Source organism: Pseudomonas entomophila (genome assembly GCF_013523165.1).
Taxonomy (GTDB): Bacteria; Pseudomonadota; Gammaproteobacteria; order Pseudomonadales; family Pseudomonadaceae; genus Aquipseudomonas; species Aquipseudomonas entomophila_A.
Genome location: NZ_JAAMQI010000001.1, coordinates 255,383 through 277,590, shown reverse-complemented (window position 1 = coordinate 277,590; position 22,208 = coordinate 255,383). Strand labels below are relative to the sequence as shown.

The following is a 22,208-nucleotide window of genomic DNA, read 5'->3' as shown; positions in this document are numbered from 1 at the left end:
CGCCCCGCTCATCGAGGAGACGAACGCCCGCTGCCCGTCCATGCCCCTCACGCCACGAGGCCGCCCATGAGCCGTCACAGCATTGATGCCGACATCAAGGTCAAGTGGTCCGAAGGCCAGAGCGCCTACAGCCCCAGTACGCCCGAGGAGTTGCTGTTGATCGCGATCGACCTGCTGGTGCGCGACCTAGGTGGTCAGGCGGCCCGGACTTTCACCGAACAGGTGCTCGAACGCCATGCCCCACGCGCCATGACCGCGCAGGACCCTGCCCTGTGATCGTGCGCACGTGACACCAGACCAGGCGCGTGAAGCGACCCATGCCCGCGCCCGCACGAGAAACCGAACGAGACCCCCCATGACTCGTTCGGTGCACCGAACACTTGTGCGCCCCATCTCCGCATGACGACCTGGCCTTGCGCTCCTCGACTGGCCATCAGGTGTGCCATCAGCCGATCCGACCAGGTTGGTACGAAAACTGCCTGACTTTGTCGGGCAATACAGCCCACCTCATTAGGAAGAGCGAGAACAATAATGATCCATGTCGCCATGAAGACCTTTATCCCCAGTGCCCTTGCACTGATGCTGGCCTTGCCAGCCCATGTCAGCGCCGAAGAGGCCAAGCAGCAGCAGGCCCTGGCCAATGTCGTGATCCTGGCCACCGGCGGCACCATCGCCGGTGCCGGCGCCAGCACTGCCAACAGCGCCACCTATCAGGCGGCCAAGGTAGGCGTCGACAAGCTGATCGCGGACGTACCGGAGCTGGGCAACCTGGCCAAGGTGCGTGGCGAGCAGGTGATGCAGATCGCCTCGGAAAGCATCAGCAACGACAACCTGCTGCAGCTGGGCAAACGCGTCGCCGAACTGGCCGACAGCCCGGACGTCGACGGCATCGTCATCACCCATGGCACCGACACGCTGGAAGAGACCGCCTACTTCCTGAACCTGGTGGAAAAGACCGAGAAACCGATCGTGGTGGTCGGCTCGATGCGCCCAGGCACGGCCATGTCCGCCGATGGCATGCTGAACCTGTACAACGCCGTGGCCGTGGCCAGCGACAAGCAGTCGCGCGGCAAGGGCGTCCTGGTGACCATGAACGACGAAATCCAGTCGGGCCGCGACGTGAGCAAGTCGGTCAACATCAAGACCGAAGCGTTCAAGAGCGCCTGGGGCCCGATGGGCATGGTCGTGGAAGGCAAGTCGTACTGGTTCCGCCTGCCCGCCAAGCGCCATACCGTCAATTCGGAATTCGACATCAAGCAGATCAGCAGCCTGCCCCAGGTGGACATCGCCTACGGCTATGGCAACGTGACCGACACGGCGTACAAGGCCCTGGCCCAGAACGGCGCCAAGGCGCTGATCCATGCCGGCACCGGCAACGGCTCGGTGTCCTCCCGCGTGGTACCGGCCCTGCAGGAGCTGCGCAAGAACGGCGTACAGATCATCCGTTCTTCGCACGTCAACCAGGGCGGCTTCGTCCTGCGTAACGCCGAGCAGCCGGACGACAAGAACGACTGGGTCGTGGCCCACGACCTGAACCCGCAGAAGGCCCGCATCCTGGCCATGGTCGCCATGACCAAGACCCAGGACAGCAAAGAGCTGCAGCGGATCTTCTGGGAATACTAAACGCCCCGCCTGACGAGAGGGCCCAGGCGGCCCTCTCGCTCACACCGTTCGATCAGAACGTGTAGGAAACACCCGCCTGCACGGTGCGCGGTGCGCCTGGGTACACATAGGTGTTGAAAGCACCCTCGTCATAGCGTGTATTGAAGACGTTCTTCACGTCCAGGTTCAGCCGCACGTGCTCGTTGACCGTGTAGAAGCTCAGCAGATCCACCACGCTGTACTGATCCATGGTGTAGGTCGAGACCGCCGTCTGCCCGGCACGATCGTCCACATGCTTGAACCCCACCCCCAACCCCAGCCCTTTCGCCGCGCCTTCCTGGAACTCGTAGGTGTTCAGCAGGCTGAAGGTGTTGCGTGGAATGTTCGCCAGGCGCGTGCCGCGCGCCAGGGTGTTGTCGCGCGTCACCTCGGCATCGACGTAGGCATAGCCACCGATCATTCGCCACTCGGGGGTGATGTTGCCGGCGATGTTCAGGTCGAACCCACGGCTGCGCACTTCGCCTGCCGCCACGCTGTAGGTGCCGGTCGGATCGTTCGGATCGCGGGTCAGCACGTTTTCCTTGACCGTGTGGTACACCGCGGCATCGACGCTCAGACGACGGTCGAGGCTTTCCCACTTCAGGCCGATCTCGTAGGACTTGCCCTTTTCCGGGTCGAACCCGCCGCCTTGCAGGCTGGTGCCACTGTTGGGCTTGAACGAGCGCGAAGCGGTGCCGTAAAGCGCGAGGGTCTCGGTCAGGTCGTACATCAGGCCCACGCGCGGCGTCACGCCATTCTGCCCATTGGAGAAGTCACGCGCGTTGCTGAGCTTGTCGTCGTAGTCGTGCTCGAAGCGCTCGAAGCGCACCCCGGCCAGCGCCTTGAGCCGCTCGGTCAACGCGACCTGGTCTTGCGCGAAGGCCGCCCAGGTCTTGAGGTTTTCTCGATCGTGGGTCGTCGTACGCGTCAGTGCAGGCCGTGGCTGCCCCAGCACAGGGTTGAACAGATCGACCGGATAAGCAGCCGCGCCGCCTGCCGATCGCAGGATGATCGAGCTGTAGTCGTAGTCTTCGTACTCGAGCCCCGTCAGCAGTGTGTGCGACAGGCCCGCCGTGTCGAAATGCCCGGTCAGGTTGAGCTGGTAGTCACGGCTGGTCCATTCCAGTTCGCGGTAGTTGAAGTTGCGCCCCAGGGTACGTCCATCAGCCTGCAGCCCGTTGGCCTCCACGGCATTGCCCTTGAGCGAGCCGTCCAGCCACTGCAGGCCGCCGGCCAGGGTCCAGTCGTCATCGAGCCGGTGCTCGAAGCGCAGCTGCGCCATGTCGTTGTCGTTGTGCAGCAGGTTGTCACTGCCCTTCTCCCACACATTGGTGTCACGCGAGGCCGTGCCAGCCTGCCTGGGCAAGCGCGTCAGACCCCGGTCCAGCGGGTGATTGTTGCGCATGAAGTCACCCTCGAAGACGATCCGGGTGGCGTCATCGACCTGCCAGCTGAGCACCGGCGTCACACCGTAACGCTCGCTGTCCACGTCATCGCGAAAGCTCTCGCCGCCCTCGCCCAGGACGTTCAGCCGATAGGCCAGGGCACCGTCCTGCGTGAGCGCGCCGGTGGCGTCGAGCGTGGCGCGGCGCAAGCCCTGGTCGTCGATCTGGCTGCCCACGGTGACCTTGTCATCGAGCTGCGGCTGCTTGCTGACGATGTTGAAGGTGCCTCCCGGATCGCCTCGGCCGTACAGGGTGCTCGCCGGCCCGCGGATCACCTCGAGACGCTCCACGGTGTTGGCATCCGGCGCGTTGGGATAGCCACGGTTGATGGGGAACCCGTTGCGGTAGAACTCGCCCGTGGTGAAGCCGCGGACGGTCAAGGTGGTCAGGCCCTGGCCGCCGAAGTTGTTGGCCCGCCCCACGCCGCCGGCATAGTCCAGCCCCTCCTGCAGGCGAGTGGCGGAGGTGTCCTTCAGCACATCCCGGGGCACCACGCTGACGGACTGGGGCGTCTCGTGCAGCGCGGTATCGGTGCGCGTGGCGCTGGCAGAGCGCTCGGCCTTGTAGCCTTGCACCGGGCCATCGGCAGTCTGCCAGTCGGAGGCGTCAGCCTCGATGTTCACCGCACCCAGCTCGATGCTGGCCGATGGCGTGACAGGAGTCTCGGCCAGGGCCAGAGAGGGTAAGGCATGCAGCAGGCACAGCGAGACGATCGAGCGGCGCATCGATAGAAGAATCCTGAAAGTGGGAAAACCCGGAGGGGTCTGGGAGCGTGCGAATCCTATGTGGAAATAATTCGCATTGGCAATGGTTATTTTTACAAATCGAACGATAAACCTTTGCCGTTTCCGTAACAGGCCAACCACCGACCTCGACCCCTTCATTTCGAGACAAGGCCGCTCAGGCACGAGACGGTGTCGACTTTATCCGCCACTAGGGTTAAAGAGCCTTACGGTGAGTTGCGAAATGCCCTACAGTCAAATACTGTACGCGCATACAGCCCACCAAGGACACCGTCATGCCCAGCCCTGCACCTGCCACCCCCTCGAGTTTTGCGCTGCTGGGAACGCGCATCCAGAAGATCATCAACAGCCCGGCCGCCCAGCGCAGCCGTGCGGCCTTGATCTACCGGCTCGAGCACGAAGCACCCGAAGACTGGCTGACGCTGCTCGACGAGATCGCCGAGAACGACAACGTGACCATCGCCCACCGCGACGACGGTGGCGTGCAGTTGTTCTGGACCGTGCCGCAGGAAGACTGACCGACCATGAGAGCGTTGCTTTTCACCCTGGCAGGCGTGCTGCTCGCCCTGCCCCACGCCCATGCCGAAGCGCCCCGCACGTTCCAGGAGGCGAAGAAGCTCGCCTGGACGCTGTATGCGCCGCAATCCACGGAGTTCTACTGCGGTTGCAAGTACAACGGCAACAAGGTCGACCCGCGCACCTGCGGGTACACGCCGCGCAAGAATTCCCAGCGGGCCGCACGTATCGAATGGGAGCACATCGTCTCGGCCTGGCAGATCGGCCATCAGCGCCAGTGCTGGCAGCACGGCGGGCGAAAGCACTGCGCCCGCAGCGACGACGTGTTCCGGCGAGCCGAGGCCGACCTGCACAACCTGGTGCCCAGCATCGGCGAGGTGAATGGGGACCGCAGCAACTACAGCTTTGGCTGGCTGCCCGAAAAGCATGGCCAGTATGGCCAATGCCTGACCCAGGTGGATTTCAAGGCACGCCGCGTGATGCCGCGGCCGTCGATCCGCGGCATGATCGCCCGTACGCACTTCTACATGAGTCAGCGTTACGACCTGCGCCTGTCGAAACAGGACCGCCAGCTGCTCGAGGCCTGGGACAAGACCTACCCGGTTCAGCCGTGGGAGCGACAGCGCAACCAGCGCGTGGCCTGCCTGATGGGCCACGGCAATCCCTTCGTCGGCCCCGTGGACCTGGGCGCCTGCCGCTGAGCATCAGGCCAGCGTACTGAGGTAGGCGCTCGCCTCGTTGTACTTGGCCATCCGGGCGATGTCGTCCGGCCCCGGATAAGGAATGCGGGACATGTCGCTGTTGTCGGCCAGGTCGGCCAGCTTGACCACGCGAGCCAGGGGGTCATCGCCGACGCGCACCACGAAGTCCAGGTACGGCTCGCCCTGACGACGGCTCAAGGCATGCACGGCCGCCAGGATCTTCAGCGAAAACCCCTGGCGTGCCAGGTCGGCCAGGGTGGTCGGCGTGTCTTCCAGCACATCGTGCAGCACGGCGACGATGCGCTGCTCCGGCGTCGACACGCGCAACATCACCCGCAGCGGGTGAAGAATGTAGGCATTGCCGCCTTTGTCGTATTGCCCCTCATGGGCCTGGGCCGCCAAGGCGATCGCCCGCTCCAAGGTAGACATGTGGCCCTCCCGCGCAGCCTCTGCAATTGAGCATAGCTGTGACAGCGAGGTCGGCGCCAATACTCCCGTCACATCAGCGTGCGACACCGTGCTGGATGACCACCGAGTCGGTACCCAGCCTGGCCATGACGTCGGTCTTGCGCGCTTCGGCCTCGGCCTTGCTCGGGAATGGCCCCATCAGCACCACCGGCTTGCCGTTGCGATACTCGACCGACGAGGGGATGCCTTTTTCCAGCAGGCGCGCGGTCATGTCGGTCATGGCGCCCATGTTGGCACCCTGGACGACTTCGACGTCCCAGCCTTCGGGCGCCGGCTGATCGGCCAGCGCGTCGGCGCGGCGTTGCAGGTCGGCACCGCCACACACCTCACGGATGCGCAGGTCGTTGCCCGACTCATCGACGATGATCTGGTAGTCGCTGCCCTGCTTGATGGCGACGTAGCTGCGGTAGGCCTCGTACTGGCCGGCCTGGTCCTTGCCACGGAATTGGCCGCAGATGGTGCCTTCCGGGGAGATCCGCACGTTGGCGAACTTTGCCGTGTCAGGCCGTGTGAGGCTTTCAGCGACCCGCTTGTGCACGCCTTCGACTTCGTTGTCACAGCCAGCCAGAGCCAGCACCGCCATTACCACTGCCAGTTTGCGCACGCCATCATCTCCCGTTCAGAAGCGGACGATTCTAACACGGCCGACCGCCTCGTCAGGGGCGTGCCCGAAGTGGCACGACGCTCAGGCCAGTGCGCACCGGCGGTCAGAGCGGACCTTGCGACACAAGGCCGCAGCCGCTCGAAGGCGTTTTGGCAGACAATAAAAAAGGGCGATCTGTGTAGATCGCCCTTTTAAATTTGGTAGGCACAATTGGACTCGAACCAACGACCCCCACCATGTCAAGGTGGTGCTCTAACCAACTGAGCTATGTGCCTGTCGTGTGGCGCGCATATTACGAGTGCGCCCTGACCTTGTAAAGCGTTTTCTTCAAAAAAATCAGAAACTTTGCATGCGTGCTCACACCCGCGTGCACAGCGGCGCCTTTCTCGAAAAGCGCGCGCAAAAAAAGGGCGACCCTTTCGGATCGCCCCTCTTTTCGATTTGGTAGGCACAATTGGACTCGAACCAACGACCCCCACCATGTCAAGGTGGTGCTCTAACCAACTGAGCTATGTGCCTGTCGATGAGGGCGCATTCTACGCACTTGCTCGGGGGTGTCAACCGGTTTTTTCGCTAAGCCACTGAATCTTCGCTCTTTTATGAGTCTGCCATCGCGCTCGCTCACGGCTCGCCCGCCGTCAGGAATTTTTAACAGGCCGCTAGCATGCGTTTATTATTATTGATAGCATCAGCGCATCCGTTAAAAATATAAAACACGAGGTGCTGCCGCATGGCCACGACTTCCTACCCCCACTCCTATTATGCCGCCTCGGCCAATCCAGCACCGGCACGCCCGGCGCTGCAGGGCGAAGTCGAGACTGACGTGTGCATCATCGGCGCTGGCTACACCGGCCTGTCCAGCGCCCTGTTCCTGCTGGAGAATGGCTTCAAGGTCACCGTGCTCGAGGCCGCTCGCGTCGGTTTCGGCGCTTCGGGCCGCAACGGTGGTCAGATCGTCAACAGCTACAGCCGCGACATCGACGTCATCGAGCGCAGCGTCGGCCCTCAGCAGGCCAAGCTGCTGGGTGACATGGCGTTCGAGGGCGCGCGCATCATCCGTGATCGCGTGGCGCGCTACGGCATCCAGTGCGACCTGAAGGACGGCGGCGTGTTCGCCGCGCTCACCCCCAAGCAGATGGGCCACCTGGAGTCGCAGAAGCGGCTGTGGGAACGTTACGGTCATACGCAACTGGAGCTGCTCGACCAGCGCCGGATCCGCGAGGTCGTCGCCTGCGAGAACTACATCGGCGGCATGCTGGACATGAGCGGCGGCCATCTTCACCCGCTCAACCTGGCCCTGGGCGAAGCGGCCGCGGTCGAGTCGCTCGGCGGCACGATCTACGAGCAGAGCCCGGCGGTGCGCATCGACCGTGGCGCCAGCCCCGTCGTGCACACGCCTCAGGGCAAGGTGCGCGCCAAGTTCATCATCGTCGCCGGCAACGCCTACCTGGGCAATCTGGTGCCAGAGCTGGCCGCCAAGTCCATGCCCTGCGGCACGCAGGTGATCACCACCGAGCCGCTGGGCGAGGCGCTGGCACGCAGCCTGCTGCCCCAGGACTACTGCGTCGAAGACTGCAACTACCTGCTCGACTACTATCGCCTGACCCAGGACAAGCGCCTGGTCTTCGGCGGTGGCGTGGTCTATGGCGCCCGTGATCCGGCAAACATCGAAGCGATCATTCGGCCGAAGCTGCTCAAGGCCTTCCCGCAGCTCAAGCAGGTGAAGATCGACTACGCCTGGACCGGCAACTTCCTGCTGACCTTGTCACGCCTGCCGCAAGTTGGTCGCCTGGGCGACAACATCTACTACTCGCAAGGGTGCAGTGGTCACGGCGTGACCTACACGCACCTGGCCGGCAAGGTCCTGGCCGAGGCGCTGCGCGGCCAGGCCGAACGGTTCGATGCCTTCGCAGGCCTGCCGCACTACCCGTTCCCCGGTGGGCAGGCGCTGCGTGTGCCGTTCAGCGCCCTGGGCGCCTGGTATTACAGCCTGCGTGACCGCCTGGGCTTCTGACAGGCCCTCCGGGCTGCCGGTCACCGGTCCAGGCTGTCGACCGCCTGTCGCGCAGCCCGTTCCTGACCGGCGCGCGCCAGCTCGTCGGCGGCCTGCAGCCAGCGCTGCCGATCGACCTGCGCGGCCGGTTGCGTCGGTGGCTGCACCAGCACTGCCCAGCTCCCCTCCTTCGCCCATGCCTGGGCAAAGTCGTCGAAGTCCATCAGCTGCCGGCGGTTCATGCCTGAGCGCAGCAGCACGTGACGCTTGTAGCGGTCATAGCCGATCAGCAGCGCATAGCGTGGCTCGCCCCACCACGCCATGCCTTCGCGGTAGCTGAGCAACACCGGATTGCCTGCCGAGACCTGGGTCAGCAGTGCCTCCAGGCGCGGGTCGAGCGGGTAGACGACCAGGCCATGGTCACGGGCCACGGGCGGGATGCGCGTCTGCAACCGATCCGCCGCCTCAGGCAAACCCAGCGGCACGTCGAGCATGCCCGGGGTGATCTGCACGCCCTGCTGAGTGAGCAACGCCGCCAGCGCCATGGCGCCACTGTGATTGGCATACCCGCGATAGAACGGCACGCTGCCGATCTCGACACGCTGCGCCAACCCTGCAGGCATGGCGGGAGGCTGGCCGGCGCACCCGGCCAGCAGTGCCGCTGTCACGCACACGGCCAGGAAACGACGGGAAAAGGCAGGCGGTCGGAGGAAGATCGATGGCATGAGCGCTCACTTGCAGAAATCAGGGCGGGTGAAAGACAGAGCGCCCCGATCATAGGCCTAGCAAGGCCAGCCGTACAGGTACGCCGCCCCCTGGCTCCAGAAACGCCTGAAGCCCCCACAGGGGCTCCAGCACGTTGAGCGGTCAGGTCCGGATCACCCCTGCCCGAGCTCCTTCTTCATCCTGGCGCGGCGCGCCATGATGTTGAGCACCTCGATCGCGGTGGAGAATGCCATCGCCGCGTAGACGTAGCCCTTCGGTACATGGGCACCGAACCCTTCGGCGATCAGGGTCATGCCGATCATGATCAGGAAGCCCAGGGCCAGCATGACCACGGTCGGGTTGTCGTTGATGAACTTGGCCAGGGGGTCGGCGGCCAGCAGCATCACGAGCACGGCGCTGATCACGGCGATGATCATGATCGGCAGGTGCTCGGTCATGCCCACGGCGGTGATGATGCTGTCGATGGAGAACACGATGTCCAGGATCAGGATCTGCCCGATCGCCGAGGCGAACCCGATGGTCACGGTGTGGCCGACCTTGGCCTCTTCCTTGGCGCCATGGGGGTCGACGCTTTCATGGATTTCCTTGGTCGCCTTCCACAGCAAGAACAGGCCACCGGCGATCAGGATCATGTCCTTCCAGGAAAATGCATGGCCGAACACCTCGAACACCGGCTCGGTCAACTGCACGATCCAGGCCACGGTGCTGAGCAGGGCCAGGCGCATGACCAGTGCCATGCTGATACCGATGCGCCGCGCCTTGGAACGATACGCCTCCGGCAGCTTGTTGGTCAGGATAGAGATGAAGATCAGGTTGTCGATACCCAGGACGATCTCCATCGCCACCAGCGTGGCGAGCGCGACCCAGGCGGTGGGGCTCGAGGCGAGTTCCAGCAAGTATTCCATGAATCATTCCTGCGTCAGGTGAAAGGGTCAGATGTCTTGGGTGTCACGGGTGTCTTCGGCGCTCTGGCGTGGCGTATCGGCCGGCCCCATCGCCTCGTCCAACGCCTGCTGCGCCACCTCGTTGGTCTTGTCGATGACCGACTTGGCCGATTCGGCGGCCTGGTCGAGCGCCTGGCGCGTCGATTGCCGGGCCTCGTCGCAACCGCTCATGGTCAGCAGGGCGATGCACACCACCAGCGGTGTGCCGATCGATTTGAAGTCAAGCATGAAAGCCTCGTCGATTCCTGTTCAGATTGCGCTCCAGGCGCATGATGCAGGGATTCTAGAACGCCGCATCGTTCAGTAAAATTCGTATTTAAACGGGTTATACTTCGGGTTTTCCGAATCCGCACGCGCCTCATGCTCAACTATCGCCAACTGCACTACTTCTGGGTCGTCGCTCGTACCGGCAGCGTCACGCGCGCCAGCGAACACCTGAACCTGACGCCGCAGACCATCAGCGGCCAGCTCACCCTGCTCGAGCAGACCTACGGCATCGAACTGTTTCAGCGCGTCGGGCGCCAGCTCGAGCTGACCGAGCAGGGGCGTCGGACGCTGGCTTATGCCGAACAGATGTTTCAGATCGGCAGCGAACTGGAGGCCATGCTGCGTGCGCGTCCCGACGAGCAGCAGATCCTGTTCCGGGTCGGGGTGGCCGACGTGGTGCCCAAGTCCATCGTCTACCGCCTGCTCGCGCCGACCATGGAGCTGGACAGTCCGCTGCGCATCAGTTGCCGGGAAGACAAGCTCGAACGCCTGCTGGCCGACCTGGCCATCCAGCGCCTGGACCTGGTGATTTCCGACAGCCCGATGCCGAGCCATCTGGACATCAAGGGCTACAGCCAGAAGCTCGGTGAGTGCGGGCTGAGTTTCTTCGCCACGTCGGCGCTCGCGGCACGGCTGACCGCGCCCTTCCCTGCCTGCCTGCAGGACGCGCCGCTGTTGATCCCTGGCCAGGAGACCATGGTCCGTAACCGGCTGTTGCGCTGGCTCGGCGAGCAACGCGTGCAACCCCGGATCATCGGCGAGTTCGACGACAGTGCCTTGATGCAGGCCTTCGGTCAGTCCGGCAGCGGCCTGTTCATCGCACCCAGCGTCATCGCCGAAGAGGTCTGCCGTCACGGCGACGTGCAACTGATCGGGCAAACCGAAGCGGTGCGTGAGTCGTTCTATGCCATCTCGGTGGAGCGCAAGGTCAAGCACCCTGGGATCCTGGCCATCACCGAAGGCGCGCGGCGCGAACTGTTCAACTGGTAGCGACGTGTCTCACCCGGTCTTTCAGCTTGTCTTGAGACCGGGACACCCCTAGGCTTGGGCACTTCCTTGACCATGAGACCGGACCATGTCAGCACCTGAAAATGCCAGTGCCGCACGCTTCAACGCTGTCGAGATCCGCGTCCTGGGTGCCTTGATCGAAAAGCAGGCGAGCAGCCCCGAGACCTACCCGCTCACCCTCAATGCCCTGGTACTGGCCTGCAACCAGAAGACCAGCCGCGAGCCGGTGATGAACCTCACCGCCGGCCAGGTCGGCCAGGCCCTGCGCGCCCTGGAAAGCCAGGGGCTGACCCGGTTGCAGATGGGTAACCGGGCCGATCGCTGGGAGCAGCGTGTCGACAAGGCGCTGGAGCTGGTGCCGGCCCAGTTGGTGCTGTTGGGCCTGATGTTCCTGCGTGGCCCCCAGACGCTTGGCGAACTGCTGGCCCGCAGCAGCCGCCTGCAGCCGTTCGAGGACCTGGCACAGGTGCAACATCAGGTCGAGCGCCTGGTGTCACGTGAACTGGCGGTGCACCTGCCGCGTCAGGGCGGCCAGCGGGAAGATCGCTACACCCATGCGCTCGGCGACCCTGCCGAGGCAGAGGCCATCCTCGAGGCGCGTCAAACCGCTGCCGCAGAGCGCAATACGGGCCATGCAGGCGGCACGGACCTGGCGGCGGAGCAGCGTTTCGAAGCGCTGGAAGCGCGCATCGCCGCGCTCGAAGCACGCCTGGCCGAATGGGAAAGCTGAGCGTCCGTCGGGCTAGGCAGGGTCCGGCTCAGGGAAATGCCGGCAGCTCTTGCGTTCGGCCAGCTCACGCTCGCTGGGGCGCTGGTCGATGAACACGGCGCGTCCATCGGCATAGATTTCCAGGTAGCCCCAGTGCAGTTCGTGCTCCTGCTGCCCCGGTCGTGGCGGCACGAACCACCAGGGTTCACGGCTGATCAAACGCATGCAGGGCCCCTCCGGCAGGTGTCTAGTTGACTATAGACACTGGCTGGAAGGGCCCTGCAGGAACGTGTCAGCGGATTTTTCCGTCACAGGCCGCGTCACCTGGCGCATGACGCGGCTGCGACGGCTCAGGCCGGTGCCGACGTGCGGATCAGGTGGTCGAACGCGGCCAGCGAAGCCTTGGCGCCTTCGCCCACGGCGATCACGATCTGCTTGTACGGCACGGTGGTCACGTCACCGGCGGCGAACACCCCAGGTACGCTGGTCTGGCCGCGGGCATCGACGATGATCTCGCCACGCGGCGACAGCTCCACCGTGCCCTTGAGCCAGTCGGTGTTGGGCAGCAGGCCGATCTGCACGAAGATGCCTTCCAGCTCGAGTGCATGCACCGTCTCGGTGGTGCGGTCCTTGTAGCTCAGGCCCGTGACCTTCTCGCCATTGCCATGCACCTCGGTGGTCAGCGCGCTGGTGATCACCTTGACGTTCGGCAGGCTGTGCAGCTTGCGTTGCAACACGGCGTCGGCACGCAGCTGGCCGTCGAACTCGATCAACGTCACCTGGGCGACGAGGCCGGCCAGGTCGATGGCCGCTTCCACGCCCGAGTTGCCGCCGCCGATCACCGCCACACGCTTGCCCTTGAACAGCGGGCCGTCGCAGTGCGGGCAGTAGGCCACACCGCGGCCGCGGTATTCCTGTTCGCCTGGCACGTTCATCTCGCGCCAGCGTGCGCCCGTGGCCAGGATCACGGTCTTGGCCTTGAGCGAAGCACCGCTGTTCAGGCGGACTTCGTGCAGCCCGCCCTCGGCGGCGGGGATCAGCGCCTCGCCGCGCTGCAGGTTCATGATGTCGACGTCGTACTGCTTGACGTGTTCTTCGAGCGCGACGGCCAGCTTCGGCCCTTCGGTCTCATGCACCGAGACGAAGTTTTCGATCGCCAGGGTATCGAGCACCTGGCCGCCGAAGCGTTCGGCTGCGACACCGGTACGGATGCCCTTGCGCGCGGCATAGATCGCCGCCGAAGCGCCGGCTGGCCCGCCGCCGACGACCAGCACGTCGAAGGCGTCCTTGGCATTGATCTTCTCGGCCTGGCGGCTGCCGGCACTGGTGTCGATCTTGCCGAGGATTTCTTCCAGGCCCATGCGGCCTTGGCCGAACGGTTCGCCATTGAGGTAGAGGCTCGGCACGGCCATGATCTTGCGCGACTCGACCTCGGCCTGGAACAGCGCGCCATCGATCGCCACGTGGCGAATGTTGGGGTTGAGCACGGCCATCAGGTTCAGCGCCTGGACCACGTCCGGGCAGTTCTGGCACGACAGCGAGAAGTAGGTCTCGAAGACGAATTCACCCTGCAGCCCGCGGATCTGTTCGATCACCTCGGCGCTGGCCTTGGAGGGGTGGCCGCCGACCTGCAGCAGCGCCAGGACCAAGGAAGTGAATTCATGCCCCATGGGAATACCGGCAAAGCGCAGGCCGATGTCCGCCCCAGGGCGGTTGAGCGAGAACGACGGGCGACGGGCGTCGTCACCGTCCACGCTCAGGGTAATGAGGTTCGACAGGCCGGCGATTTCCACCAGCAGGTCGTGCAGCTCGCGGGATTTCGCGCCGTCATCGAGGGAGGCGACGATCTCGATCGGCTGGGTAACCCGCTCCAGGTAGGTCTTGAGTTGCGATTTAAGCGTGGCGTCCAACATACGGGCGATTTCCTTGTTTCAAATGCTGTAAATGAAAACGCCCAGGCACAAGCGCCCGGGCGTTTTGCAGGGCGGTGAAGCATTACCGGTGACGGTCGTTCACCGTCCGCAGCAGGCGCATGGCCTCAGATCTTGCCGATCAGGTCGAGCGACGGCGCCAGGGTGGCCTCGCCTTCCTGCCACTTGGCCGGGCAGACTTCGCCTGGGTGGGCTGCGACGTACTGGGCCGCCTTGACCTTGCGCAGCAGTTCGCTGGCGTCACGGCCGACACCGCCGTCGTTGATTTCGACGATCTTGATCTGGCCTTGCGGGTTGATCACGAAGGTACCGCGATCGGCCATGCCGGCGTCTTCGATCAGCACGTCGAAGTTGCGGGCGATCTGGTGGGTCGGGTCACCGATCAGCGGGTACTGGATCTTGCCGATGGTGTCCGACGTGTCGTGCCAGGCCTTGTGGGTGAAGTGGGTGTCGGTCGACACGCCATAGATCTCCACGTCCAGCTTCTGGAATTCAGCGTAGTTGTCAGCCAGGTCGCCCAGTTCGGTCGGGCAGACGAAGGTGAAGTCAGCCGGGTAGAAGAACACCACGGACCACTTGCCCTGAAGATCGGCTTCGCTCACTTGAACGAAATCGCCATTGTGGTAGGCGGTAGCGTTGAACGGTTTTACCTGGCTGTTGATGATAGGCATCAGAAAGCGCTCCTTCATGGGTTGAAATACGTTGACGGGGATCATCCTAGACAATCGAGCGGCCGAAGGCTCATTGGCAAAGCTGATGCCACTGATTGGTTTTGGCTATGGCGGCCCTTATAAAGAGCAGCGAAAGACTATGGGCGTCGCGGCAAGGAGCCGGCAGGCGACGCGGGATCGATCGACCTCGCTTGGCGTGCAAAATAGTTGACCACTGCATTCAACCTTGGCCGCTTGCTGCCGATACGCGGGAAACGGGTCGCCCTCGCCACACGGCCGAGTCGCGTCTCCCTCCTCAACGGGTGCAAGGTCAACGCGCATGAACCTGAAATTCCGCCACAAGATCCTCCTGAGTGCCAGCGGCATCGTCATCCTGGCATTCGCCCTGTTCACGCTCTACAACGACTACTTGCAGCGTCATACCATCGCCCAGAACCTTGATTCGTCCATGCGCCAGTCCGGCGCCCTGGCCGCCAGCAGCGTGCAGAACTGGATGAGCGGCCGGATCCTGATCATGGAAAACCTGGCCGAGGACATCGCCGAGCAAGCGGCGGCCGGCAATGACAACGTGGCCAGCCTGGTCGACCAGCCGTCCTACCTGCGCAACTTCCAGTTCACCTACCTGGGGCAGAGCAACGGCGTGTTCACCCAGCGCCCTGACGTGCAGATGCCGGCCGACTACGACCCGCGCAAGCGCCCGTGGTACAGCGAGGCCGCCACGGCGGGCAAGACGGTGCTGACCGCGCCCTATCAGGCATCGGTCGGGGGCCTGGTGGTGACCATCACCGCCCCGGTCAAGCGCAAGAACGGCGGCGAACTGCTGGGCGTGGTCGGGGGCGACCTGTCGCTCGACAGCCTGGTGCAGATCATCCAGAAGGTCGACTTCGGCGGCATCGGCCATGCCTACCTGGTGGACAAGGATGGCCAGGTCATCGTCAGCCAGAACAAGGACCACCTGACCAAGCACCTCAAGGACCTCTACCCCGACAGCGGCCTGCGGGTCGAGCCGGGCATGCAGGACGTGATGCTCGACGGGCATGAGCGGATCGTCTCGTTCGCCCGGATCGAAGGCCTGCCGTCGGCGCAGTGGTACGTCGGCCTGGTGGTCGACAAGGACCAGGCCTACGCGGCGCTCGGCCAGTTCCGCGTCTCGGCGATCATCGCCATGGTCGTCGCGGTGATCGCCATCGCCGGCTTGCTGGGCCTGCTGATCCCGGTCCTGATGCGCCCCTTGACCACCATGGGCCGCGCCATGCACGACATCGCCGAAGGTGAAGGTGACCTGACCCGCCGCCTGGCCGTGCAGAACCAGGACGAGTTCGGCGAGCTGGCCGGCTCGTTCAACCGCTTCGTCGAACGCATCCATGCGTCGATCACCGAAGTCTCGTCGGCCACACGCCTGGTGCATGACCTGTCGGAAAAGGTCATGAGTGCCTCGAACGCTTCGATCATCGGTTCGGAGGAGCAGAGCCTGCGCACCAACAGCGTGGCAGCGGCGATCAACCAGCTGGGCGCGGCCACCCAGGAAATCGCGCGCAACGCCGCTGACGCCTCGCAGCATGCCAGCGGCGCCAGCGAACAGGCCCACGACGGGCGCCGCGTGGTCGAGCAGAGCATCCAGGCGATGACCGCGCTGTCGCAGAAGATCAGCGAGTCGTGCGAGCAGATCGAAGTGCTCAACGCCAGCACCGATGACATCGGCAAGATCCTCGACGTGATCAAGGGCATCTCTCAGCAGACCAACCTGCTGGCGCTCAACGCCGCCATCGAGGCCGCGCGGGCCGGGGAAGCCGGCCGTGGCTTCGCAGTGGTCGCCGACGAGGTCCGCAACCTGGCCCACCGTACCCAGGAGTCGGCCGAAGAGATCCACCGCATGATCACCACGCTGCAGGTGGGCTCTCGCGAAGCGGTGCACACCATGAACGCCAGCCAGGTCTCGAGCGAACAGAGCGTGCAGGTGGCCAACCAGGCCGGCGAACGCCTCAACAGCGTGACCCGACAGATTGGCGAGATCGACGGCATGAACCAGTCCGTGGCCACGGCCACCGAGGAGCAGACCGCCGTGGTCGAGAGCCTCAATCTGGACATCACCCAGATCAACACCCTCAACCAGCAGGGCGTGGAAAACCTCAACCAGACCCTGCGCCATTGCGACGCCTTGGGCCAGCAGGCCGGTCGTCTCAAGCAGCTGGTCGGCAGCTTCCGGATCTAAGCTGCACGCTGCAAGCCAAGTGCGATTCTGTATCGCTTGGTTTGCAGCGCCCCCTTCGGAACGCGTTTCGCCATCACACGGCCATACACATCAGCTTGCAACGTGTAGTACGCCGCTCACCGCTTTTCTCCGCCTCGCCAGTTATAACCTAATAACCAACAAGTCTATTTCGCTATAAAAAAATCTATATGCTGGCTTCCATCCGATCACGGGCACAGTTGGGCAGTCGAGAGCGTTATGGATGTAGGTTCGTTCGGTTTCACCATTGCAGGGCTGGTCGTAGGGTTCATCGTGGGCATGACGGGGGTCGGGGGCGGTTCGCTGATGACGCCGATCCTGCTCTGGTTCGGCATCAACCCGGCCACGGCCGTGGGCACCGACCTGTTGTACGCGGCCATCACCAAGGCCAGCGGCGTCTGGGTCCACAGCCGCAACAAGAACATCGACTGGAAGATCACCGGCCTGCTGAGCCTGGGCAGCGTGCCCGCGGCAGCCCTGACCCTGTGGTTCCTGGGCACGTTGCACACCGACACCTCGGCGCTCAACGCCCTCATCAAGCAGGGTCTGGCCGTGGTGCTGATCATCACCGCGCTGGCGATCCTGTTCCGCTCCAGGCTGCAGGCCTTCGCCAGCCGCCATGCCGGCGATCACTACCACCTCAGCGATCGCACGCTGAACCTGTTGACCGTGTTCACCGGCGTGGTGCTCGGGGTGATGGTCACGCTGACGTCGATCGGTGCCGGGGCGTTGGGGACGGTGGCACTGTTCCTGCTGTACCCGTTCCTGGTCACGCGACGCCTGGTCGGCACGGAGATCGCCCACGCCGTGCCGCTGACCCTGGTGGCCGGCCTGGGCCATGCCAGCATGGGCAACATGGACTGGTCGCTGCTGGGGTACCTGCTGCTGGGCTCGCTGCCGGGCATCTACCTGGGCAGCCACCTGGCCGGACGGGTGTCCGACCGCATCCTGCGCCCGTGCCTGGCGACCATGCTGCTGCTGATCGGCTACAAGCTGGCGTTCTGAAGCAGGCGCAGGCGCCATCGGCCGGTGTAGGCCAGGTGGACGCTGGCGCAAGGCAGCACGTCCATGCACTGCAGGCTGGCCGGCGTACTGCCCAGCACCTGCATGAGGGCAGCGCGGATGACGAACGGGTGGGTCACGGCCAGACGATCGCCTGGCACCACGCTGCACGCCTGCAGCCAACAGGCCACCCGCTGACACAGATGACCGATGGACTCCCCCCCGTGAGCGACGCTGTCGGGATCGCTCATCCATTGAGCCAGGGCCTGGGGCTCGTCGCGCTGCACCTGTTTGAGCGACAGCCCCTGCCAGCGACCCAGGTTCACGTCGCGCAGCAAGGGGTCGATCTCGAAGGCATCGGTCACCCACGCGGCGGTTTGCCGAGCACGCCGTTCAGGCGCGCACAGCACCGCCTGGCGCGTCCTGGGGGGCCTTTGCACGCCATCGAGAATGGCGTCGTCATCATGGCTGAAATGGCCGGTGCGCTGCGCGTCCGTCCGGGCATGGCACAACAGGGTCAACTGCACGGTCTGCACATGGAGGCTCGGCATGGCGGAAGGGAACACAGTGTGCCATGGACAGAAACGGCCTGTGATACGCCCTCAGAAAAAGCATCTGATTACAGACGACATTGCTGTACGATGCTCAGGTCAGCCAGGACGGCCTCCGATTGCCCTTTCACGCGAGACCGTTCATGCCGCTACACCTGCCTTTGCCTGACTTCCCTGAGAGAAGGCGCTCATTCGCACTACGCCTTCGACCATTACCCCCTACTTTTCCCACGACCCTGCCCAAGGTCGAAAGAACAGCACGGTGAGCCCTCTGGACAACCTTTCCTTCGAACAAGCCCTGGCCAATTGCGCCAACGAACCCATCCAGTACCCCGGCGCCATCCAGCCCCACGGCGTACTGATGACGCTCCGCGAACCTGCGCTGGAGATCGTGCAGCTCAGCGCGAACGTCGAGACCCTGCTGGGTGTTTCGGTGGATCAGGCCTTGGGCCAGCCATTGGCCCACGTGCTTGGCACTTCGCTGGCCGACGAGGTCCGTGTACTGGTCGCGCTGGACCTGGCCGACCACCTGCAGCCCCTGCGCATGGACGTGAACGGCACGCGCTTCGAAGGGTTCGCTCACCGTCATGACGGGCTGTTGATCCTGGAACTGGAAGTGCTGGCCCAGGGCAAGCGCGATCCGCACAGCCACTTCGACCGCATGCTGCAGCGCCTGCACGCCGCCAGCAGCCTGGACGCGCTGTACGCGCTGGCCGTGCACGAGGTGCAGGCGCTGACCGGTTACGACCGTGTGCTGATCTACCGTTTCGAAGAAGAAGGCCACGGGCAGGTGGTGGCCGAGGCGTCCTCGCCCGGCATGGAGCTGTTCAACGGCCTGTTCTTCCCGGCATCCGATATCCCGGCCCAGGCCCGGCAGCTGTACCTGAGCAACTGGCTGCGGATCATTCCGGACGCCAACTACACGCCCGTGCCCATTCTGCCGGCCCTGCGCCCGGACACCGACACCCCGCTGGACTTGAGTTTCGCGACGCTGCGCAGCGTGTCGCCCATCCATTGCCAGTACATGCGCAACATGGGCGTGCTGTCATCGATGAGCATCTCGCTGATCTGCGAAGGTCGCCTGTGGGGCCTGATCACCTGCGGCAACCGTGCGCCCCTGCACGTGCCCAGCGACCTGCGCGGCGCCTGCAAGAGCATCGGCCAGGTCCTGTCGCTGCAGATCAGCGCCATGCAGGCCTTGCAGCTGTCGGCCGAGCGCGAGTCCAAGCTCGACAGCCTGGCCGGGTTGACCCAGGCCATGCGCAACAGCACGGGAACCGTGTTCGAAGGGCTGGTCGCGCATGCCAATTCCCTGATGGCGCTGGTCGATGCCGGCGGCGTGGCGATCATCGAGGACCAGCAGCTGCACCTGGCCGGACTCTGCCCTGAGCCGGCCCTGGTCCGGGAGCTGCACCACTGGATCGAAAAGCAGGCCATGCCGGTGTTCGACACCGACGAGCTGGGCAGGCACTTCGCCCCAGCCAAGGCATATCCCCTGCAGGCCAGCGGCGTACTGGCCCTGACCCTGCCCAAGCCCGTCACCAATGGCATCCTCTGGTTCCGCCCGGAGGTCAAGGAAACGCTGTCCTGGAGCGGCGATCCCAGCAAGCCGATGCAGCTGGATGCTTCCGACGAAGCGCCCCGCCTGCGTCCACGCACCTCGTTCGAGCTGTGGAAGGTCGAGATGGAAGGCATCTCGCGCAAGTGGTCGCACGGGGACCGCTTCGCCGCCAATGAACTGCGCCGCTGGGCCCTGGAGATCGACCTGTCGCACCAGGTGTTGCGCGAGCAGGCCGCGGTGCGCGCGCGCGATGACCTGGTGGCCGTGGTGTCGCACGACCTGCGCAACCCGATGACCGTGATCGGCATGCTCTGCGGCATGATGCAAAAGGCGTTCAGCGGCGACGGCTCCAATGCCTCGCGGCGCATCACCTCGGCGATCGGCACCATGCAACAGGCCACCAGCCGCATGAACGCCCTGCTCGACGACCTGCTGGACACCTCGAAGATCGAGGCCGGACGCTACGTGATCATGCCGACCGCCCTGGACGTCGCCCAGATCCTGGAAGAGGCGCAGACGCTGCTGTCGCCCCTGGCCGTGCTCAAGTCGGTCACGGTGACGTTCGAGTCCGAACCGGGGCTGTGGGTCAATGCCGACCCTGAGCGCCTGTTTCAGGTGCTGTCGAACCTGGTGGGCAATGCCATCAAGTTCACCGATGCCGAAGGCGTGGTGCAGGTCAAGGCGGCCGCCAACGACGACACCATCGTGTTCAGCGTGCGCGATACCGGGCGTGGCATACCGGTCGATCAGCTGCCATACGTCTTCGACCGCTACTGGACCGGGCGCGAAGGCAACCCGAACGGCACCGGGCTGGGGCTCTACATCACCCAGGGCATCATCAAGGCCCATGGCGGCAGCATCGATGCCAGCAGCCTGCCTGGCCTGGGCAGCACGTTCCGATTCACCCTGCCACGCCTGCAGCCTGACGTACCGCCCGTGTCGAACACCGGTTGCGTCAAGGTGTGATCACGGCTGGTACCGCGCAGACACGCCTCAGGACGAGGGTGACGGCGTTTCCCGCGTCACCCCCGGTGCCCGGCCTCAGGCCCTTTTCGACGGGCCGACTTCACGGGACGCCGTGCGCAGGGTCACGAACTCTTCCGCGGCCGTCGGGTGAACACCGATGGTCTCGTCGAACTGCTGCTTGGTCGCCCCGGCCTTGAGCGCCACGCCCAGGCCCTGGATGATCTCGCCCGCGTCGGGGCCGACCATGTGGCAGCCCAGTACCCGATCGGTCTCGGCATCGACCACCAGCTTCATCAAGGTCTTTTCCTGCACGTCGGTCAGGGTCAGCTTCATCGGCCGAAAGCGGCTTTCGTAGATCTTCAGGGCGTGCCCGGCGTCCAGCGCCTGCTCTTCGGTCAGGCCGACGGTGCCGATTGGCGGCTGGCTGAACACGGCCGTGGGGATGCCCTGGTAGTCGACCGGGCGGTACTGCTCGGGCTTGAACAGGCGCCGCGCCACGGCCATGCCTTCGGCCAGGGCCACAGGCGTGAGTTGCACCCGCCCGATCACATCGCCGATCGCCAGGATCGACGGCTCGGTGGTCTGGTACTGCTCGTCGACCTTGACGTAGCCGCGCTCGTCCAGCTCGACCTTCGTGTGTTCCAGGCCCAGGTTATCGAGCATCGGTCGGCGGCCCGTGGCGTAGAAGATGCAGTCGGCGTCCAGCGTCCGGCCATCCTTGAGGGTCGCCTTGAGGCTTCCATCGGGCTGGCGATCGATGCGCTGGATGTCGCTGTTGAAGTGCAGGTCCATGCCCCGCTTCTCCAGCTCCTCCTTCAAGTGCTCGCGTACCGAGCCGTCGAACCCACGCAGGAACAGATCGCCCCGGTAGAGCAGGCTGGTATGGGCGCCCAGGCCATGGAAGATGCCGGCGAACTCCACCGCGATGTAGCCACCGCCCACCACCAGCACGCGCTTGGGCAATGTGTCGAGGTAGAAGGCTTCGTTGGAGCTGATCGCCAGCTCCTTGCCCGGAATGTCGGGGATCTGTGGCCAGCCCCCGGTCGCGATCAGGATACGCTCGGCCGTGTACCGCTGGCCTTCGACCTCCACGTCGTGGGGCCCGGTCAGGCGCGCGTGGCCTTCGAGCAGGGTCACGCCGCTGTCGACCAGCAGCTTGCGGTAGATGCCGTTGAGCCGCTCGATCTCGCGGTTCTTGTTGCCGATCAGGGTGCTCCAGTCGAAGCGCCCTTTTTCGAGCGTCCAGCCGTAGCCGGCGGCCTGTTCGAGCTCGTCGGCCACATGGGCGCCATACACCAGCAGTTTTTTCGGCACGCACCCTACGTTGACGCAGGTGCCCCCCAGGTAACGGCTTTCGGCTACCGCCACCTTCGCGCCGAACCCTGCAGCGAAACGCGCGGCACGTACGCCACCGGACCCTGCGCCAATCACGAACAGATCAAAATCGTAGGCCACTTGTCACCTCTCACGAAAACGCCACCTTCGGTCATCGTGGGGGCGGTTGCAAGGCCCAGGGTGCGTACGGCCTTGG

21 protein-coding genes, 2 tRNA genes and 1 pseudogene are annotated in these 22,208 nt (G+C 64.5%); 11 read left to right on the top strand and 13 right to left on the bottom strand.

All coding sequences use genetic code 11. The features are described 5' to 3' along the window. The first annotated feature begins 66 nt into the window (after window positions 1-66). Window positions 67-276, top strand: coding sequence for a hypothetical protein (locus G7Z99_RS01250; RefSeq protein ID WP_181091286.1), 210 nt, complete (start codon window positions 67-69; stop codon window positions 274-276). A gap of 255 nt (window positions 277-531) precedes the next feature. Next, window positions 532-1,623: an asparaginase gene (locus tag G7Z99_RS01245; protein WP_375139122.1), complete on the top strand. Its 1,092-nt coding sequence runs from the start codon at window positions 532-534 to the stop codon at window positions 1,621-1,623. A 52-nt stretch (window positions 1,624-1,675) separates the two neighbouring features. Here G7Z99_RS01245 and G7Z99_RS01240 read toward each other — a convergent pair whose 3' ends face one another. After that, window positions 1,676-3,811: a TonB-dependent siderophore receptor gene (locus G7Z99_RS01240; RefSeq protein WP_181091282.1), complete on the bottom strand. Its 2,136-nt coding sequence runs from the start codon at window positions 3,809-3,811 to the stop codon at window positions 1,676-1,678. 293 nt (window positions 3,812-4,104) lie between these two features. Here G7Z99_RS01240 and G7Z99_RS01235 point away from each other — a divergent pair, with 293 nt between their 5' ends. Both G7Z99_RS01235 and G7Z99_RS01230 read left to right on the top strand, forming a co-directional pair. After that, window positions 4,105-4,347 (top strand): DUF1654 domain-containing protein, encoded by a 243-nt coding sequence (locus G7Z99_RS01235; protein ID WP_181091280.1) that lies wholly within the window; start codon window positions 4,105-4,107, stop codon window positions 4,345-4,347. A 6-nt stretch (window positions 4,348-4,353) separates the two neighbouring features. Further along, complete coding sequence (locus G7Z99_RS01230; RefSeq protein ID WP_181091278.1) at window positions 4,354-5,046, top strand: endonuclease; 693 nt, start codon at window positions 4,354-4,356, stop codon at window positions 5,044-5,046. 3 nt (window positions 5,047-5,049) lie between these two features. Here G7Z99_RS01230 and G7Z99_RS01225 read toward each other — a convergent pair whose 3' ends face one another. From G7Z99_RS01225 to G7Z99_RS01210, 4 genes are all read right to left on the bottom strand, one after another. Then, complete coding sequence (locus tag G7Z99_RS01225; RefSeq protein ID WP_181091276.1) at window positions 5,050-5,475, bottom strand: bifunctional (p)ppGpp synthetase/guanosine-3',5'-bis(diphosphate) 3'-pyrophosphohydrolase; 426 nt, start codon at window positions 5,473-5,475, stop codon at window positions 5,050-5,052. A gap of 73 nt (window positions 5,476-5,548) precedes the next feature. After that, window positions 5,549-6,118: an SPOR domain-containing protein gene (locus G7Z99_RS01220; protein WP_181091274.1), complete on the bottom strand. Its 570-nt coding sequence runs from the start codon at window positions 6,116-6,118 to the stop codon at window positions 5,549-5,551. A 198-nt stretch (window positions 6,119-6,316) separates the two neighbouring features. Next, a tRNA-Val gene (locus G7Z99_RS01215) sits at window positions 6,317-6,393 on the bottom strand. A 167-nt stretch (window positions 6,394-6,560) separates the two neighbouring features. Next, window positions 6,561-6,637, bottom strand: a tRNA-Val gene (locus G7Z99_RS01210). Window positions 6,638-6,848: 211 nt separating this feature from the next. Here G7Z99_RS01210 and G7Z99_RS01205 point away from each other — a divergent pair. Then, a complete protein-coding gene (locus G7Z99_RS01205; protein ID WP_181091272.1) occupies window positions 6,849-8,132 on the top strand; it encodes an NAD(P)/FAD-dependent oxidoreductase in 1,284 nt (427 codons plus the stop codon). Between the two features lie 20 nt (window positions 8,133-8,152). Here the strand turns inward: G7Z99_RS01205 and G7Z99_RS01200 are convergent, their stop codons facing one another. The 3 genes from G7Z99_RS01200 to G7Z99_RS01190 all read right to left on the bottom strand — a co-directional run bounded on the left by G7Z99_RS01200 (window position 8,153) and on the right by G7Z99_RS01190 (window position 10,009). Beyond that, the gene (locus tag G7Z99_RS01200) at window positions 8,153-8,836 is read right to left on the bottom strand and encodes a peptidase C39 family protein (RefSeq protein ID WP_181091270.1); all 684 of its coding nucleotides are present in this window, start codon (window positions 8,834-8,836) and stop codon (window positions 8,153-8,155) included. Window positions 8,837-8,989: 153 nt separating this feature from the next. Next, complete coding sequence (locus G7Z99_RS01195) at window positions 8,990-9,742, bottom strand: TerC family protein (protein WP_181091268.1); 753 nt, start codon at window positions 9,740-9,742, stop codon at window positions 8,990-8,992. Window positions 9,743-9,769: 27 nt separating this feature from the next. Continuing rightward, window positions 9,770-10,009, bottom strand: coding sequence for a hypothetical protein (locus G7Z99_RS01190; RefSeq protein WP_181091266.1), 240 nt, complete (start codon window positions 10,007-10,009; stop codon window positions 9,770-9,772). A 132-nt stretch (window positions 10,010-10,141) separates the two neighbouring features. Here G7Z99_RS01190 and nhaR point away from each other — a divergent pair, with 132 nt between their 5' ends. Together nhaR and G7Z99_RS01180 are read left to right on the top strand one after the other, a co-directional pair. Next, complete coding sequence (gene nhaR, locus G7Z99_RS01185; protein WP_181091264.1) at window positions 10,142-11,038, top strand: transcriptional activator NhaR; 897 nt, start codon at window positions 10,142-10,144, stop codon at window positions 11,036-11,038. A gap of 85 nt (window positions 11,039-11,123) precedes the next feature. Then, window positions 11,124-11,786: a YceH family protein gene (locus G7Z99_RS01180; protein WP_181091262.1), complete on the top strand. Its 663-nt coding sequence runs from the start codon at window positions 11,124-11,126 to the stop codon at window positions 11,784-11,786. 12 nt (window positions 11,787-11,798) lie between these two features. Here the strand turns inward: G7Z99_RS01180 and G7Z99_RS01175 are convergent, their stop codons facing one another. The 3 genes from G7Z99_RS01175 to ahpC form a co-directional block, all read right to left on the bottom strand. Then, window positions 11,799-11,990 (bottom strand): hypothetical protein, encoded by a 192-nt coding sequence (locus G7Z99_RS01175; protein ID WP_181091260.1) that lies wholly within the window; start codon window positions 11,988-11,990, stop codon window positions 11,799-11,801. A gap of 125 nt (window positions 11,991-12,115) precedes the next feature. Next, complete coding sequence (ahpF, locus tag G7Z99_RS01170) at window positions 12,116-13,678, bottom strand: alkyl hydroperoxide reductase subunit F (protein ID WP_181091258.1); 1,563 nt, start codon at window positions 13,676-13,678, stop codon at window positions 12,116-12,118. Window positions 13,679-13,803: 125 nt separating this feature from the next. Further along, entirely contained in the window at window positions 13,804-14,367 is a 564-nt protein-coding gene (gene ahpC / locus G7Z99_RS01165; RefSeq protein WP_181091256.1) for an alkyl hydroperoxide reductase subunit C, read from the bottom strand. A gap of 319 nt (window positions 14,368-14,686) precedes the next feature. On the opposite strand from ahpC, the pseudogene G7Z99_RS20055 reads away from it, so the two are divergent. The 3 genes and pseudogenes from G7Z99_RS20055 to G7Z99_RS01155 form a co-directional block, all read left to right on the top strand. Next, a pseudogene (locus tag G7Z99_RS20055) lies at window positions 14,687-15,724 on the top strand (HAMP domain-containing protein); the annotation flags it as partial. 69 nt (window positions 15,725-15,793) lie between these two features. Continuing rightward, window positions 15,794-16,579, top strand: a complete 786-nt coding sequence (locus G7Z99_RS20050) for a methyl-accepting chemotaxis protein (RefSeq protein WP_375139125.1) — start codon at window positions 15,794-15,796, stop codon at window positions 16,577-16,579. 237 nt (window positions 16,580-16,816) lie between these two features. Then, window positions 16,817-17,602 (top strand): sulfite exporter TauE/SafE family protein, encoded by a 786-nt coding sequence (locus G7Z99_RS01155; protein ID WP_181091252.1) that lies wholly within the window; start codon window positions 16,817-16,819, stop codon window positions 17,600-17,602. Here the strand turns inward: G7Z99_RS01155 and G7Z99_RS01150 are convergent. Next, window positions 17,584-18,135, bottom strand: coding sequence for a histidine phosphatase family protein (locus tag G7Z99_RS01150; protein ID WP_181091471.1), 552 nt, complete (start codon window positions 18,133-18,135; stop codon window positions 17,584-17,586). The two genes, G7Z99_RS01155 and G7Z99_RS01150, sit on opposite strands and share 19 nt — an antisense overlap. 277 nt (window positions 18,136-18,412) lie before the next feature. Between G7Z99_RS01150 and G7Z99_RS01145 the strand changes: the two genes are divergently transcribed. Next, window positions 18,413-20,677 (top strand): ATP-binding protein, encoded by a 2,265-nt coding sequence (locus tag G7Z99_RS01145; RefSeq protein WP_181091250.1) that lies wholly within the window; start codon window positions 18,413-18,415, stop codon window positions 20,675-20,677. Window positions 20,678-20,752: 75 nt separating this feature from the next. Here the strand turns inward: G7Z99_RS01145 and gorA are convergent, their stop codons facing one another. Continuing rightward, window positions 20,753-22,132, bottom strand: a complete 1,380-nt coding sequence (gene gorA, locus G7Z99_RS01140) for a glutathione-disulfide reductase (protein ID WP_181091248.1) — start codon at window positions 22,130-22,132, stop codon at window positions 20,753-20,755. Between the last annotated feature and the right edge of the window lie 76 nt (window positions 22,133-22,208).